Source organism: Sinorhizobium sp. CCBAU 05631, assembly GCF_002288505.1.
In the GTDB taxonomy this organism is placed as follows: domain Bacteria; phylum Pseudomonadota; class Alphaproteobacteria; order Rhizobiales; family Rhizobiaceae; genus Sinorhizobium; species Sinorhizobium fredii_C.
In genome coordinates this window covers 1-15,182 of record NZ_CP023065.1, presented here as the reverse complement: position 1 = coordinate 15,182, position 15,182 = coordinate 1, and the positions used below count along the sequence as shown (strand labels likewise).

12 protein-coding genes and 1 pseudogene are annotated in these 15,182 nt (G+C 58.6%); 5 read left to right on the top strand and 8 right to left on the bottom strand.

Annotated features, from left to right (window positions below):
- Positions 1-59: 59 nt before the first annotated feature.
- Positions 60-1,454: a hypothetical protein gene (locus SS05631_RS26530; RefSeq protein ID WP_037427091.1), complete on the bottom strand. Its 1,395-nt coding sequence runs from the start codon at positions 1,452-1,454 to the stop codon at positions 60-62.
- A 198-nt stretch (positions 1,455-1,652) separates the two neighbouring features.
- Between SS05631_RS26530 and SS05631_RS26525 the strand changes: the two genes are divergently transcribed.
- The 3 genes from SS05631_RS26525 to SS05631_RS26515 all read left to right on the top strand — a co-directional run bounded on the left by SS05631_RS26525 (position 1,653) and on the right by SS05631_RS26515 (position 5,732).
- A complete protein-coding gene (locus SS05631_RS26525; protein ID WP_037427098.1) occupies positions 1,653-3,419 on the top strand; it encodes an ATP-binding protein in 1,767 nt (588 codons plus the stop codon).
- A 1-nt stretch (position 3,420) separates the two neighbouring features.
- The gene (locus SS05631_RS26520) at positions 3,421-4,845 is read left to right on the top strand and encodes a UvrD-helicase domain-containing protein (RefSeq protein WP_037427089.1); all 1,425 of its coding nucleotides are present in this window, start codon (positions 3,421-3,423) and stop codon (positions 4,843-4,845) included.
- 119 nt (positions 4,846-4,964) lie between these two features.
- The gene (locus tag SS05631_RS26515) at positions 4,965-5,732 is read left to right on the top strand and encodes a hypothetical protein (protein WP_050988426.1); all 768 of its coding nucleotides are present in this window, start codon (positions 4,965-4,967) and stop codon (positions 5,730-5,732) included.
- 165 nt (positions 5,733-5,897) lie between these two features.
- Here SS05631_RS26515 and SS05631_RS26510 read toward each other — a convergent pair whose 3' ends face one another.
- A complete protein-coding gene (locus SS05631_RS26510; RefSeq protein WP_037427087.1) occupies positions 5,898-7,034 on the bottom strand; it encodes an RHE_PE00001 family protein in 1,137 nt (378 codons plus the stop codon).
- 524 nt (positions 7,035-7,558) lie between these two features.
- Between SS05631_RS26510 and SS05631_RS26505 the strand changes: the two genes are divergently transcribed.
- Positions 7,559-8,476: a recombinase family protein gene (locus SS05631_RS26505; RefSeq protein WP_037427084.1), complete on the top strand. Its 918-nt coding sequence runs from the start codon at positions 7,559-7,561 to the stop codon at positions 8,474-8,476.
- A 147-nt stretch (positions 8,477-8,623) separates the two neighbouring features.
- On the opposite strand, the gene SS05631_RS26500 is transcribed toward SS05631_RS26505, so the two are convergent.
- The 3 genes and pseudogenes from SS05631_RS26500 to SS05631_RS32145 all read right to left on the bottom strand — a co-directional run.
- Positions 8,624-8,830 (bottom strand): cold-shock protein, encoded by a 207-nt coding sequence (locus tag SS05631_RS26500; protein ID WP_034859522.1) that lies wholly within the window; start codon positions 8,828-8,830, stop codon positions 8,624-8,626.
- A complete protein-coding gene (locus SS05631_RS32690; RefSeq protein WP_034859523.1) occupies positions 8,830-9,156 on the bottom strand; it encodes an OST-HTH/LOTUS domain-containing protein in 327 nt (108 codons plus the stop codon). Before SS05631_RS32690 ends, SS05631_RS26500 begins: the two co-directional genes overlap by 1 nt.
- 666 nt (positions 9,157-9,822) lie before the next feature.
- Positions 9,823-10,172 (bottom strand): annotated as a pseudogene (locus tag SS05631_RS32145) (hypothetical protein); the annotation flags it as partial.
- Between the two features lie 463 nt (positions 10,173-10,635).
- Between SS05631_RS32145 and SS05631_RS31485 the strand changes: the two are divergent.
- Positions 10,636-10,857, top strand: coding sequence for a hypothetical protein (locus SS05631_RS31485; protein WP_014858026.1), 222 nt, complete (start codon positions 10,636-10,638; stop codon positions 10,855-10,857).
- A gap of 694 nt (positions 10,858-11,551) precedes the next feature.
- Here the strand turns inward: SS05631_RS31485 and repC are convergent.
- The 3 genes from repC to repA form a co-directional block, all read right to left on the bottom strand.
- Positions 11,552-12,766, bottom strand: coding sequence for a plasmid replication protein RepC (gene repC / locus SS05631_RS26485; protein ID WP_037427082.1), 1,215 nt, complete (start codon positions 12,764-12,766; stop codon positions 11,552-11,554).
- Between the two features lie 154 nt (positions 12,767-12,920).
- A complete protein-coding gene (gene repB, locus SS05631_RS26480; protein ID WP_014858028.1) occupies positions 12,921-13,901 on the bottom strand; it encodes a plasmid partitioning protein RepB in 981 nt (326 codons plus the stop codon).
- Positions 13,902-13,958: 57 nt separating this feature from the next.
- Complete coding sequence (gene repA / locus SS05631_RS26475) at positions 13,959-15,182, bottom strand: plasmid partitioning protein RepA (protein WP_014858029.1); 1,224 nt, start codon at positions 15,180-15,182, stop codon at positions 13,959-13,961.

Below are 15,182 nucleotides of genomic sequence, written 5' to 3'. Positions count from 1 at the left end.
GCGGGTGCCACTTTGTCATTTCGCCCCTGATCGGAATCGGCCTCTATACCTCTGCCACATCAAGCACCGGCTTGAGAAGATGGTAGGAAATCGTCGAGGGTAGGGATCCTCGCATCCTCATCCAAGATTAGTGATTGCGACCAAAGTACCGATGTTTCGTAGTAGGAAGAGCAGACAAGTTCGCCGGCTTCTTCGAACCAGTGTGTTGCTTCCGGCAGCAACTCCTTTGGAAGCTTGCACCGAGCAAACGGATTGTGAAACACCTCCATCTCCGCCGACCACGGTTCGCTGCCCTGCGGCCACAGCGATAGGTAATCTTTGCTTCGTATATCAAGGCAAAATGATATGCCTTCCAAGGCACCAGGCGTTCTGTCAAAGAGTTGGCCGATACGCATGTACCGCAGCCCATCAGTCTTCGCGCCCAAGGTCACCCCCACGCGGTTCAGCTTTGCAATCGAGCAGGCGTTAGAAAATATGACGGCAGACAAATCACTCTGTCGATCCGAAGCGAATAGTCCAGCTGGAAATTTCGAAGGACCCAAGAGCTCAGTCATCGGAACGGATATAGCGATACGTTTCCCATCGACGTCGGCAGTGTACGCCCGCATGCCATAAAGATAGCTGATCAGTGCCTCCCGGCTCCACACCATTGATGCGGGAGCATGGAAGTCGGCAAGAGCGATCGCAAAAGGTTTTCCGGCCACATGAGGCAGCGAAGGATAGTCTCGCTGAAGCTTACTCCCAAGCGTTTTCGCAAAACGTAGCGCGGCCGCCCCAGAGGATAGTTCTTCTTTGTCGTCTGGCTGCTCGCTTGGCGGCGCGTTGACGTGATTGTATGGAACAATCGGATTCGCGGTGACTGCCTCGACCCATGCTTCCCCGCCGAGCCGATTTTCAATCCGAAAATCAGGCGATGGGTGCGGCTGCTCGACCAAAAGCCCTTGTTCCCGGAAAGCCGCCAACAATTGAGCTTCCCACAAGCGCGTGTGAAAGTTCCCCGTCTGGCAATCCCCGGTCCAGTTCTTGTCTGGATGAGGGAGCGACAAGTACAGCTGGTTCATCATCCACGCCGCTACTCGATGAGAACGAGTCGATAGAACCTTGAACGCATCACTCAGCGTGCGACCTTCAAAATCATAGAGGGCTGGCCTAGGTGCTGTGTTCGGGGGGAGCGGCTCCGGCGGCTTGTCGATGAGCAAGCCAGACAATGCAACGCGCGCTTCTACCAGTGTGGGAATTGGCCGGTCTTCAACAACCGTGATCCAAACATGATCGAGCCGACGGCGCCTCACCATTATACCCAATTCATCGGTATCGACGTCCCGCCTGATTATCCCGATTGAAAGCCCATCGTCACTTTGCCAGGATTCGCACGGCGGACGCATCCCGAATGCATGCCCTCGCGGCAGGGCTAGCGCATAGGTATTCAAAATTCCGTGCGGCAGTTCCTTCATTCGCCGTATCCCTAAACCGGTACCTGAAATGACACGCTGGTCGACGCTCACACAACTCCGAATCGCGGAGCAGCCAGGTCGACGCATATCTCTCTGAGGATACTTACTCCACGCCCGAAACCTCGGTGGACGGACCGTGACCCTCCTGGCATGCAATCAGCTATATTTTAAGTACAGTCAATGAGGGCGATTCGAACTGTGACAGTCATCAGAGAATTGGAAGTCCGCAATTTTCGAGGCATCTCCCATCTGAAATGGTGGCCCTCGCCCGGGATCAACTGCCTTATAGGACCAGGAGATTCCGGAAAGTCTACAATCCTCGACGCAATCGATCTTTGCATTGGCAATCGACAAAACTTCACTTTCACCGACGCGGATTTTCATTTGTGTAAAGTATCCGAGCCGATCATAATCGACATCACGGTCGGAAGCCTTGATGACGAGCTGGCTGACTTGGAGACCTATGGTCATTTCCTGCGCGGATGGGACCATGCGACGGGCGAGCTGCATAACGAGACCGGCGCGGCGCTTGAGACCGTGTTGACGGCCCGGCTAATCGTCAGGGATGACCTAGAGCCGCAGTGGATGTTGTACTCACCCGGACCGTCAGCTGAAGGCCGGGAAAAGAATCTCCAGTGGAAACACCGGCAGAAGCTTGCTCCGGTCAGGCTTGGGGCGGCGGCGTCTCACCACATGGCGCTCGGCCCGCGCTCGGTTCTGGGAAAGCTTTCGACCGACACAACGCAGACCTCCGCCGCACTCGCATCGGCGTCACGTCAGGCTCGGCAGGCCTTCGCGGACAAGGGTTGCCAAGGCGTCGATGCTATTCTGGCGACCTCGAGGCAGATTTCCAACGCTATGGGAATCCATGTCGATGAGGTGAAGGCGCTGCTCGATGTCAAGGGTGTGAGCCTTTCGGGCGGTGCGATCTCACTTCACGACCAGGATCAGGTTCCGATGAAAAACCTTGGTTCCGGCTCGACGCGGCTTCTTGTAGCAGGCCTGCAGAAGGCCGTTGGACGCTCCTCAATCTTTATCGTCGATGAGCTCGAATTCGGCCTTGAGCCCTACCGTATTGTACGGCTGCTGGATTCTCTTGGCGCCAAGCGCAACGATGCAAGCCAGCAGATTTTCCTGACCACCCATTCACCGATCGTGCTGCGGGAGCTTTCTTCATGTCAATTGTTCGCCGTCCGCGCGCTCAGCCAGAAGATTCCGCCCATCATGAACGGAGAGATTATTGTCCAACGCGCGAGCAAGGTAACCCGAAACTGGGTCACCCATCTCGGCGCTGAAGAGGCTGCACAAAAAACGCTGCGAGCTTGCGCCGAGGCTTTCCTGGCGCCAAGCGTCATCGTCTGCGAAGGGAAGACCGAGATAGGCATTCTCCGCGGCATCGATCTCACCTGCCAGGAACGTGGTCAACGCAGTATCCTTTCTTATGGCTCCCACTGGGCCGACGGCGGCGGCTCGACCATGATGGAACGCGCAATGATTTTCGCACACATGGGCTATCGGACTGCTCTGTTCATGGATTCGGACGTCGTTTACGCCCCTCAGGTCTATGAGGATCTCCGGCGCGCGGGTGTGGCCGTATTCCGGTGGGCCGAGGGTTACTCGACCGAAAGCGCGTTGTTCGCCTCCGTGCCCGCCGATTTTGTTTCGGGACTGCTCGAGATTGCCTGCGACTGGCGCGGTGAGGACTCCGTCAACGCCCGGATCGGCAATGCTAGCAACGGGAATTTGACGTTGGCTCTTTGCCGAGATTCCTTCACCGAGGAAATGCGCCCAGCTCTCGGACGAGCGGCGGGTGATGGTAGTTGGTTCAAAGACATCGAGCCAGCTGAGCGAGCTATGCGCGAGGTCGTCGCCCCACATATGCTGCGGTCCCATGCATTGTTCAGAACCCCGATCGAGCTTCTGTGGCAATGGGTGACGAACGTGCCAGCCGGCACGGCCTCCTGACATGGTCACAGTTCTCGATATCCTGCAGACGTGCCGCGGTCACGTAGAGGCACCAGCAGGTTGCGGCAAAACCGAGCTCATCACCGGCTGTGCCGCTGGCACGGTGTCGAAACCAACTTTGATTCTTACGCATACGACAGCTGGTGTGGCGGCGCTGCGACACCGATTGCACCGCGCCAACGTCCCGCCAACCAATTACCGACTGAACACGATCGCCGGCTGGGCGATTGGCATGGTCTCGATGTTTCCAGAGCGCGCCTCATACCTTCACGACCCGCTCTTGCCACCGGATTATCCCGCAATTCAGGCAGCCGTCGGCCGACTTTGCCAGTCCGGCGACATCGATCGAGAACTTCGTGCGACATACGGCCGGCTCCTCGTCGACGAATACCAGGATTGCTCCGTCAGCCAGCATACGATCGCCAGTGGCATCGCCAATTCGCTTCCGACCGTCGTTTTCGGCGACCCGATGCAGGCTATTTTTGGGTTCGGCAACGATCCGCTTGCGGGCTGGTACGTACAGGCCGCAGCAGCGTTCCCGCGAATTGGCCTTCTGACGACACCGTGGAGGTGGAACAATGCCGGCGCGCATGACTTAGGTAACTGGCTTGTCGCAGCCCGGACGCAGCTTGCATCCGGCAACAGCATCGATCTGAGGACTTGTCCAAATAGAATTTTCTGGCATCCGATCGGCGCCGAGCCCGGTGCGCTGATCGCGGAACAGGTCCGAGTCCAGTACGAAGTTGCCCGACAGTTTCCGAACGAGAGCCTACTCATCATTGGCGATTCCATCCAGGCTCAGTCGCGCCACGATTATGCCAGTCGCGCGCAAGGCGTCAGCGTGGTCGAACCGGTCGACTTCCGTGACGTCGTCGGCATTGCGGAGCAGATGACGGGACAAACGGGATCGGCCCTCCTTCAAACCTGCACGCAATTTCTGGCGACCGTGATGGTTAACGTAAATGGGGATCAGCTCCAGGCGCGAGTGCATACAATCCTAAACAATCGGAACAGAACGCCGCCGACGCCGCAGGAACTGGCAGCGATTACGCTGACCAACGGTGGCAGTTACGCAGAGGCCGTCGCCTTTCTTCGCTCCATGGCCTCGGATCGCGACCGACGCATTTATAGACATAGTGCCTTCAATATCCTGATCGATTGCCTTTCCGCCGCCATCAAGACCGCGAAAACACCCGGAGAAACGATTGCGATTTTGCGCGAGCAGCGCAGGCAGTCGGGACGGGCAATTCCGATGAAGGCTGTTGGCTCGACGCTTCTTCTAAAGGGCTTGGAAGCGAACCACGTTATCATCCTCAATGCCGATCATGCTCGCAACGCGATGACGAAGGAGCATCTCTACGTTGCTTTATCGAGGGGCGCGCGGTCAGTGCACGTGTTTTCGAGGAGCCCGACGCTCCCTTTATAGTATCGAATTGAATTGCCGCCTCTGGGAGCAGTAACACGACCAGGAGGATCGATCGCAGGGCAATCTGTTGCCTAGATCGAGAAGGTGCTCGTCATCGCAGCCAATTTAAGGAAGACCGGATGCCAGATGAAACCGAACGGACCAGGAAAATCATTGACGCGCCACGTGCCCACCCTAGACGCGCGGGCATTCGCGCGATTGTCGAAGCGCTAGCTGGTTTCGGGCCCATCACCGGTGCTCTTGCACGCCTCTACCACACGACTCACCCGCCTAAGTCAGAGCAAGAACGGGAGGATTGGCAGAAATCCATTACTGAGCGTTCAAACGAACATGACATGCGTTTGGACCGTCACGAAGAGATCCTCTCACCGAGCGAGATAAAGTTTTCCGGCCTCGAAGCGCAAATGATTCACGCTGTTGGTCATGCCTGCCCTGACGGGTTGGCGGAGCACTTCCTTCACCTTGATGAGCTGAAAGACTTGCTGCCCGAGACTTCGGAAGACGAGATAATCGACAAGGCAGAAGAACTCGCGGGCTATGGGCTCTTGAGCTTGCAGAATACGATCGGTGCATGGCGGGTTCGTCCAACGCAACTATTTTACGAGCAGTTCGATCATCAACTAATGAGATGGGAGGGGGGTGGGACGCGGCAGGATGCTATGCGTATTGCGCAGTTGATGCTTGAAAATATCGAGTTGCAGAGCCCGGAACTTCATGAACTGACTGGTTGGCCACTCCGCCGCTTCAACCCAGCGCTTTCTCTCCTTAAGAACGAACATCCAGATTGGAACTGGCGCGACCGGTATCACTTTGACTTTCCTAGCCTAGGGCTCGTGGTCGGCGGTCGCGAAAGGGCGGGCCTGCGGAGATTCGTAAGAGCAATTTAACTCGAGGGTCTCGAACGGCTTAGCCGATGCAAGAGCAACTTCCGCTGACGCGTCCAATCCGGTACCTTTGGAAAAAGGCTGCCGCTGCTAGCCGATTATGAAGGCCAGATCCGGCCGGCGCAGAGTGATCGCGCGCCCCGAAACTACGCGGCAGACGCGATAATCTCAAATTACTCCCCACGCCCGAAACCTCCCCCGCCCCGTTATCTCGCGAAGACCGAGCTGGCCAACGATCCGCCGCGCCGCCTGCGGCGTCACCTCAAGCGTCTTCACGACCATTCCGGCCGAGACCAGCGGCTTTGCCATGACCAGCTCGATCAGCTGCGGCAGCTTTGACGAGATCCGCCGGCCGGCGAGCTTGCGCTCCATCATTTGCCGCGCCAGCGCCAGGCGGTCGTGTTCCTTCAGGCCGAACTCGGCCGCCGCGATCAGCCCGTGGGCGATCGCCTTTAGCCGGGTCGCGCGATCGCGATGGCGGCGGCGATCGACGGGGATGGATTTCAGGCCCAGATTGAAGGTGGCGAGATGCGCCGCGGTGGTGATGCCGGCCTGGCGCAGCAGCGACGCCGCCAGCAGCCGGCCGAGCCAAGGCGCGTGCTGCAGCACGGCGAGTTCGTTCCAGGCGTCGAGAGCAACGACCGCCTGCAGCACCGGCGGCTGATCTCCGATCATGGTAAGCACGCCGAGCCATTCCTCGAGACGGTCGTCCTCGTCCCAGTCGAGATCGTAGACCAGCGGATCCTTGTCCCGGGCGGCCCGAGCCGGGCCGGGCGTCTTCGCTGCCTCGATCGCTGCTTCCGATCGGGCGAGCAGCGCATCGATGGCGGCGAGCTCAGCGTCGAACGGACTGTCGGATGCTTGCTCCCCCTCCCCTCCTTTGTCTGCAGCAAGGTCTGGCGTGGCCTCTTTTCCTCCCGCAATCCTGTCGGCTCGAAGGGTTGCTGCAGGCCACGCCTGCCGGAGGGTGCGGAGGCCGTCGGGGCTCAACGCCCAACCGGGTGGCTGGGATGCGATGCGCCGGCGGGTTCGGAGCACGTCGCGGGCAATGGAGAGTTCGTGCGTCGGGGTGCGAATGTCGTGGCCGGCGTCGTGCAGCACCAGGTCCTCGAGGTGGACGAGTTCGCCGTCGATCCACAGCGAGGCACAGGCATCGGCAAAATGCGAGCGTTCGATCCACCCGCCCCCCACGTCAGAACGGGCAATGCGCTCGTCGAGGCGGGTGAGCGCAATGCCGACGTCGGAGACTGGGCGCAACAGCGTCTGAATGGGTAATCTGGTGAGATCGTAAGGCATTGAAATCATGGTAAATGATTCGCTAAGAGAACTCTATTTGGAAATTAAGGTTCCTCACTCGGTATGGCTCCTAGAAGCGCCTATAACTATCGATAGGTACCAAGTATCGATAGCGATGGATTTGGCGGTCTGGTTGACCATTGTCAGTCGTCCTGGATCAGTGGATTTGCCTAGGAAACCGGGCTTTTCAGCCGCTTTTCAACCCAGTTCGGCAGACTCATTTGCCGGATCGAATGGAAGGGCCCTCGTCCGAGCGGTAGGCGGCAGAGCTTTCCTCAGTCATTTTTCCATCTCAAAGGCCGCCTGAAACACCAGCGCGATACGTGCTGCCTTCAAAACAACCGAACTCGCGGCATTTCCGCCACAGAAGCCCGCTGGCGCGCGTTAGCCTATGTTCATGACCCGACACTCGTCCACGGCGGTATTTTGAATCTGACGGGCTTCCATTCAGACCATAAAACACGCTTGCAAAGGAACGTTTTCTCACACATGTTTCATTTGTACAAACCGCCCCGAAACGGCCGAAAAATCCGATGGCAACGGCTGCAAACCTCAATTCTCCTTCCCTGCAGCAAAGGCTGATCGGATACGCCCGTGTTTCGACCGAGGATCAGCTCAACGACGCTCAGGTCGACGAATTGCGGGCGGCCGGTTGCCACCGCATCCACCAAGAGCACGGATCCGGCGCATCACGCGCGCGGCCGGTGCTTGCGAAGCTTCTTAAAGACCTTGCCACGGGCGATGTCCTCGTCGTCGTTCGCCTCGACCGTCTGGCCCGATCGGTCAGCCACCTGCTCGACGTCATCGAAGACCTCGAGAAGCGCGGCGTGCATTTCCGCTCGCTGCGTGATCCGATCGATACCTCGACGCCGCAGGGAATGTTTTCCTTGCAGGTGCTCGGCGCCGTCGCCCAGCTCGAGCGTGCGCTGATCGCGGAGCGGACCAAGTCCGGTATGCAGGCCGCCAAGGCGCGCGGCCGGCTTGCCGGCAATCCCGGGCTTCGAGAACGCCGGCCGGAAGCCATCCGCGCGGTCTCAGCGGCGCGCGAGCGGGCCTACCTCGATGAACTGATTGTGTCAGCGCAGACCTGGCTGCCGACAGTCCGGCGGCTGCGCCCGCGACACAGTTGGGACAATGTCGTGCGGATCCTCAATCGCGGGGGGCACGACTGGACCGTCGAACGGTTGCGGCGGGCGGTCCACCGGCTGGTGCGCGAAAAGCTCGCGGAACCGGAACTGCTTGCCCGATCGCCGCGCCGGCCGCCCGAGGATCATCTGATGCGGCTGGTTGCCGGGATCGCCATCGCCGATCCCGATCTGTCGCTGCGCGACATTGCCGCCCAGTTGGACCAGATGCAGGAGCGACCGCCACGTGGCGGCCGCAAATGGCAACCGTCTTCCGTCCGAGCACTACTGGACGAGGCGAACCGCATCGGGCTGGTTCGCTCTTGAGAGGCTGGTTCATGAATTCAAGAGTGTTCACGCGGCGTCGAAAGCTGGGTGCAGCACTGTTTCCGGTCGCCGCATGCTTCCAAATGGAAAAAGACCGAGCAACCCCCGGGCTATTCCAGAAAGCTCGCGTTGTGAGGAAGGGGCGGCCTAGGCCTGCAAATTGTCAGCCGACATCTTGCCGGACTTACGATCCTTTACCAGCTCGTAACTGATCTTCTGCCCATCCTTCAGCTCCCGCAGGCCAGCCCGCTCCACCGCTGAAATGTGGACGAAGACATCGGCGCTCCCGTCGTCCGGCTGAATAAAACCAAAGCCCTTCGTCGCGTTGAACCATTTTACCGTTCCGGTCGCCATCATGCCTTCCTTCGATCATTTGCCGTACCGCCACAGGGCGGGCGAGGCTCGCTTCGTATACGCGCGCACAGATAGACGCTTCTCCGCTCCGGGTAAAGCAGCCCGAACGTTGACGCAACTGCCCAGCCCAAGCAAGCGATCTTCGTCGCCATAGACGCTACTTTTTGCCTCTTTGTTTCAGCCGTGATGCTGACGGGAGCATCCTCGGCTTGCCACACGTCGAACTGATTTGTCGTGCAGATAAGATCACTGAGTTTTCGGAACCCAAGCGTGCACGGGTCGAAGTCCGGCGCCAGGTGAGACCTCCATTTGCCGCAGAGGCTCATCCGAGGCGCGCTTTCCGCAGAGCCCCGCAAGGTTGGCTCTGGCGGCTGAACTCGTCGTCGCGAGTCGTGGGCTAGGTGCCTGAGTCGCCCTCGATGCCGACGCGCGACACGGCGATGCTCGCGCTGACTGCCTTTCTCTAGGCAACGGTGATCGCCGCGCTCACCGGCGCGGTTACGCCGGGCGCGGCCGACCTCGATGCGCTCGTCCTGAACGTATTCGCTTGGATGAGGAACCCGTTCGAGGATCATGCTCCCGCGCCACCTGATCTGCCCACGTACAGATCAGTCTGCCCGGCCCGCTGCCCCTTCGAGTACCGCTAGACGCTCGCGGTAAGATGGTTTCTACTGCCGAAGCAGGAAGTCGGCGCGCTCCATCAGCCAGTACAGCGCTTCCTCCGAGACTTCAAAATGGCAAGGGAGCATTTCGACAGGCAACACAGCAGAGCCCAACGGTTGCTTGAGCTTAGCCGTGTGGCAATCTCCCGCGACTGGGACAAACACGCGGCGTTCCTGCCCCCGTGCCGTTGAGGGCGCTTATCCCACTCTGCTACTAACCCTGACGAACCACGGCCCTCCTCTCGCATAGCCTGACGTTCCTGCGCGACTTGGCCGAACACCGGGACAGCGGCTCGTCGAAGCTTGGCCGCGCGAACAGCACCGCCATACCGCGAGCGGGCGCTCTTCGAGTTCGTAGAGCACAATTCCCTCGCGCAGGATATCGACGAAGACGAATTTTCCCTTGGCGAGTTAGTTGTTGATCTTTCTCGCACCGCGCGCGATCAGCCGCGACCGGCGTCGATATGACCGTGTCCCACTTCAACCGGTCGGAGGCCTTGTTCGAGTATTGCGGCTCAGCGAGCTTGCGGTCGCTGACGAGGACGAGAATTCCGAAGTCCGAAAACCGCCCAACGTCGTGTGGGGATCGACTACAGCGTCGCAGGCATAGGAGCCGAACATAATGGTCTTCAGGATCCGCCGCGCTTCTTGAAAGCAGTGGAGCTGCCTTCGAGCGCATCTAATCGTGTGAGCGCGGGAACGTACGGAAAAGCCCGTCGCCGAGGCTGCTCGGGGCACGCTGGCAAGGGGCACGACCCTATTTGTCGTCGAGTTTCGTTGCTTCGCCTGCCTTCGTGGCAGCGTCGTAGCCTGCGTTCCAGTCGCTGTTGTGGGTAGGGATTTTCCTCCTTGCACATCCCGATCTCCGCCGTGGTAAGGCCTTCATGGAATGCCGACAGTACCGTTGCCATCGCTGCCCCCGAACTTCGTTACGGGCCCTCGTCAACCCGCCGGACTGTACCAAATTGGCGAAGCGTAAGCGCGCTGCGTCAATCGAACTCAGGACCCCTTCCCGCCTCTGAACATTTAATTGAGCAGGAACATACGGTAGAACATCGAATAGCGAACGAAGGTCCCAGGGACCACCGCGGCCGGTCAATCAGAGCGTCACACGTTGATGTCTCACCGACCAGGAACAGGTCCGTGCCAACCGACGAAGCCTCCCCTGCCCCACCCTGCGTTTCAATCCGCCTCGACCGCACCAAAACGACGACGAGCGATGATGACGAACATGTGCTCTTGATCTGCCGGCCGGCGATCGCCTTGAAACGCTGGCTCATGGAAGGCCGGAACCAACAGCGCGGTGGTGTTCCGCATCTACCAAATGAAGCAAATATCGACCGGCGAGCGCTACCAGCCGCATGAAATACGCTTGGCCAAGCGATAACTAATGCTCTGTTGGAAGTGTGACAGTCATTCTGGCAGAATGACGAAACGCGCCCTCCTATCTCCTGTCGGCGGTCACCTACGGACTGGCTACAACGACTTTACGACTCGCGTCCTACAAACAGGCGATCAACGCCTCGAAAGTTCGACGGAACCCCTCCCTTCAACAGCACACGAAGACAGTTTAGAACTAACGCTTTGATTAATTTGCGCAAATTTCCGTTTTTGTCAGCTGACAACTTTTTACAGTCTGTTTTGAGGAAGCAATAGTCATCCCCTTGCTTCGCAACCAACCAAAAATCAAGATCTGGTGTAGCATTTGGCCTTTCACAGCATCGTCCTGGCGCTCAAGCAACATCTCTGGTCTGATGCTCGAATGCCTCCGCCAACTTCTCGGACACCATGCTGAGGGAGCTGCGGACTGGTCGGGCTTGTCCCTGACTTTGGTGTCGTCCATATTGCCATCGAATGTCCCTACCTGCACTGTGAAGTCCTCGTACCGACGCGGACCATTGGAGTTGCTCCCCCTACTGAGACCACCATAAACGACAGCGTCATAACTTCTCCTAGTCGGTTGACTCGACGTCGCAATCTGCCGATTTTGTCAGCCGACAACAAGCGGTCGCCCAAGAGCTGAGGGGATTGGTTCCCGCCGATTAAGCGGGTTCTTCGGTCAGGAGGCCAATCGATCACTTCCGCCGCGCGCCCTCAGCAGTGCCATCAACACTGGCCCCGGCGAAAACTCGCCCCGCTTTGCCCGAGACGTTAGGTCGCGGAGATATCCGCCGGGCGATTTGATGTGCCCTGACCGCTCCAGAATGCAGGCCATGACAGCGGATGCGTTCTCGGGCCCCATAACCTCACAGGCATCCTGGTAGGCCGACGGACTGACGCAGAGCATCGAGCGGACGACCACTGCGGCCTGCATCAGGTCACGCGGGCTGGCAACTACGCCTCCGGGGCCATAATCTGAGATGCTTGGGCAAGCCCGCAACACCATCCCCAACGGAAACACCTTCATCGGCTCGCGTTGCGGTTCGATGGCTGGGCTCGGCCTTTCGCCCTGCTCTTCTCGAGAGCGAGGTTCAAGTTCATTAGTGGATTCGGGATGTGAATTCTGTTTGTGCCGCTCAATTTGATCAGGATTGCCGCTCAAATTTTCGATTTTTAACCTGATTTCCAGAAGGTTGGAGATTTCCTCGCGCAACATCTCCATCTCTTCGAGGATGGGGGCGACGGTCGCGGCCGTTGCCACTCGAGGAATGGTCGCTACTAGGCTGCGGTAGTGCTGGTGAATTCCGTCCCAATTACCGTCCACTCCCTCCTCAATGGCGACTTCAATCAGCTTACCGATATCGCGCCGGCAGATCGTCAGGCGCTCGCGAAGTCTACGCAACTGCAGTCGCTCAATTTTGACATCGGCAGCTATTTGCTCGATCTCGCGTGCGCGTGACAGCAACGGAGCCAACGAAAACCCATAGGCCTCATCGATCGAACCGTCTCCGTCCTTGCGGGCGTAGCGCTTGCCATTTGGGCTATCCCGGCGTGCCAGAAGGCCAGCGTCGACGAGCGCTGCGATGTGGCGACGCAACGTCGCTTCAGCCATGCCATGCGCACGAAGCGACAACTGCATGTTAGAGGGAAACACGATGAGGCCGTTTTCCTCAGACAAGGTCGTCTCGGGATAAAAGCTCAAAAGTGCGTTCATAACAGAGAGCGCACGTTCGCTGATGCCGAGCTTCGGCTTAGCTTCGCAGAGCGCTCGAAACAGCTTCCACTTGTCAGCCGATGTTTCAGGTTCGAGTTCACGCGACATATATTGGCTTGCCAACATGCCAAGCGTCATCGACCGCCGCCCGAACGGCGTCGTCACACTTCCATCTTGCATCTTCTTTCACCTATCCTCAGGCAAAAGACGTCCGCTCACCCGTTCCGGTGCCAAAGACTCTTGACTGCGATTCGTGGAAATGCGATTCTCAGGCTGCTAAACGATGAGAGAGGCTTCCACGATGGTTACCGTCTGGGGGCCTTTTTCTTTTGCGTCAGTCTTCCTTCCGGTTACCCTGCTCCAGGAACTCGGCATAGAGCCGGTCCAGGTTGTCTGCAATATACCGCCCAAAGGGGCCGGCATTCCTTGATTTCATAGACAAGGCAAACGCCTTGGCGGAGTTCGAATACTTAGCGGAGACGGTCTTGTCCGCCGGTTGCCAGTTCTCCAGGATCTTTGGAGTCGTCTTCCGGACAGGCTTCGCCGCGCTGTTCAGACCAGAAAACAGGGCATTGAAGCGATCGTCAGTGCTCAGTTCATTGAAGGAAGGATCAGAGACGATTGCCTTCACCTTCTCTTCGTTGGCGGTTTTACCCACAAGCAATGACAACTCGACCCAGCGTTCTCGGCCGACCGCCGGGCAGGGCCCGATCCTTGCGATTGTCTCTTCAGGAATACGATCTATTACGGCGATCATTTTCGAGATAGCGGCCGCATTGGCAGCAAGCGCCGATCCTATGATTGTCCGGTCATAGCCAAGCTTCTCGAGGTGCGAGGCGAAGTTCGCCCGTTCAATGAAGGAGAGGTTGGCGCGCGCCGAGTTTTCCTGTCCCTGGGCGATAACGTGCGTACGGTCATCCAGCGCCTTGACGACCGCCTTAACCTTGCGGCCGAGCTCGCGGGCAACGCGGGCTCGGCGGTGTCCAAAGACGATCTGGTAACGATCGGCTGCCGACGGGTGGGGGCGCACAAGGATGGGCGTATCCTGCCCGCGCTCGGCAATCGCCTGCTTCAATTCCTCGAACTGCTCGGAACTATCGCCCATGCGATCGGAGACGAACGAACCATCGAGTGTCTCAGGGTCGAGTTCGACGACCGTTTCTCCTTCGAGAAATTTCTCGGCCTGGCGCGACAACTCGTCGAGCGAGCGCACCATGCTCTTCGAAGCCCCGCGCATCGGGTAGGCGGGCGCAACGTCTGCGTGCGGGATTTCCGCTGTGTCTACTAGACCCGCCAGTAGGTTCTTTCTCGCCATCTGCCTGCTCCGTTTGCCTGCGATCTACCGGGCCGTCGCCGGGGAAGTTTACACTTCTCAACTGACAACCTTCCTCCCCCAAGAGGCATGGACGAGTTCGGCGATCTCGGCGTTGACTGCGTTCAAGGAGTCCATCGCGCGCTCATAGGTGGACCGCGTCATCTGACTCTTGTCGACTTCGTAAAGGGTCTGCTTGGTGATTCCGGCGTCTGAAACCGCTGTCGATTTCAGCATCTGGTTCTTCAGCACAAACTGGTGGAACAAGGTCTGCATGAAGCCCACCATCTGCGCCTGCGGCCCATCCGTTGGCTCGTACCGGGTGATCAGATAGCGATACCATTCGAGATTGACCGCAGCACCCACATCCCGGATCGGCTTCAGGATCCCGCCCAGCATCAAAAGGAACTGGCCCATCGACATGACGTCGAGCATCTGTGGATGGATCGTGATCAGGACGCTCGTAGCCGCAGTCAGCGCGGTGATCGTGAGATAGCCGAGCTGGGGAGGGCAGTCGATGACGACAACGTCATAGCGGTCGTTGACTTCCGACAGCGCGCGCGAAATCCGCGTGAAGAAGGTCTTGCCATCGTTCGAGCTCTTGTTCGACATCGCAAGCGGCGTGTCGTACTCGTACTCCTGAAGTTCGAGGTTCGCAGGCACGATATCGAGGCCCGGGAAATTGGTAGGCTGGATGATCTCACTGATCGATCGGCGTTGATCGTCATATCTGAGCGCCTCATAGAGCGACGGCGACAGGTCGAGTTCGGGCTGAAAACCGTGAAGCGACGAAAGTGACGCCTGCGGGTCGAGGTCCACCGCCAAGACACGGTGCCCGGTCAACGCCATGTACTGCGCGAGATGGGCGGCCGTCGTCGTCTTTCCCGAACCGCCCTTGAAATTGACGACGGCAATGACCTGGAGCTTTTCGCCCGACCGACGGTGCGGCACGTAGTTCCTGGCTTCCGATCGTCCATGCTGATCGAGATACTGACGCAGTTCCGCCATCTGCTCAGCACTATAAGAACGGCGACCCGACGACGATGTCTGGGGGAGGGGGCCTTTTCCCTCAAGATGAAGTTTCTTCAGCGTACTTTGAGAGACGCCGAGGAACTGCGCCACTTCCGAGAGCGAGAACTGGCGAAGCAGTTTCTTGGCATTCGGCGGGAACTGCTGCATGCTTAAAAGATGCAATTTCTTTGAAATCAGATCGCCCTGTTCGAGGATGAGATCCTCGAAATGCATCGGCTGTGCGGGAGCGATGGGCGGCGAATTAGCGTTCAT

Excerpts from the sequence above, each read along its gene's own strand:
- SS05631_RS26505 (WP_037427084.1), top strand. The coding sequence starts at position 7,559 with ATGGCAACGGCTGCAAACCTCAATTCTCCTTCCCTGCAGCAAAGGCTG.
- repA (WP_014858029.1), bottom strand. The coding sequence starts at position 15,182 with ATGAACGCTAATTCGCCGCCCATCGCTCCCGCACAGCCGATGCATTTC.
- SS05631_RS26530 (WP_037427091.1), bottom strand. The coding sequence starts at position 1,454 with ATGAAGGAACTGCCGCACGGAATTTTGAATACCTATGCGCTAGCCCTG.
- SS05631_RS26515 (WP_050988426.1), top strand. The coding sequence starts at position 4,965 with ATGCCAGATGAAACCGAACGGACCAGGAAAATCATTGACGCGCCACGT.
- repC (WP_037427082.1), bottom strand. The coding sequence starts at position 12,766 with ATGCAAGATGGAAGTGTGACGACGCCGTTCGGGCGGCGGTCGATGACG.
- repB (WP_014858028.1), bottom strand. The coding sequence starts at position 13,901 with ATGGCGAGAAAGAACCTACTGGCGGGTCTAGTAGACACAGCGGAAATC.
- SS05631_RS32690 (WP_034859523.1), bottom strand. The coding sequence starts at position 9,156 with ATGAGCCTCTGCGGCAAATGGAGGTCTCACCTGGCGCCGGACTTCGAC.
- SS05631_RS26500 (WP_034859522.1), bottom strand. The coding sequence starts at position 8,830 with ATGGCGACCGGAACGGTAAAATGGTTCAACGCGACGAAGGGCTTTGGT.
- SS05631_RS26520 (WP_037427089.1), top strand. The coding sequence starts at position 3,421 with ATGGTCACAGTTCTCGATATCCTGCAGACGTGCCGCGGTCACGTAGAG.
- SS05631_RS26510 (WP_037427087.1), bottom strand. The coding sequence starts at position 7,034 with ATGATTTCAATGCCTTACGATCTCACCAGATTACCCATTCAGACGCTG.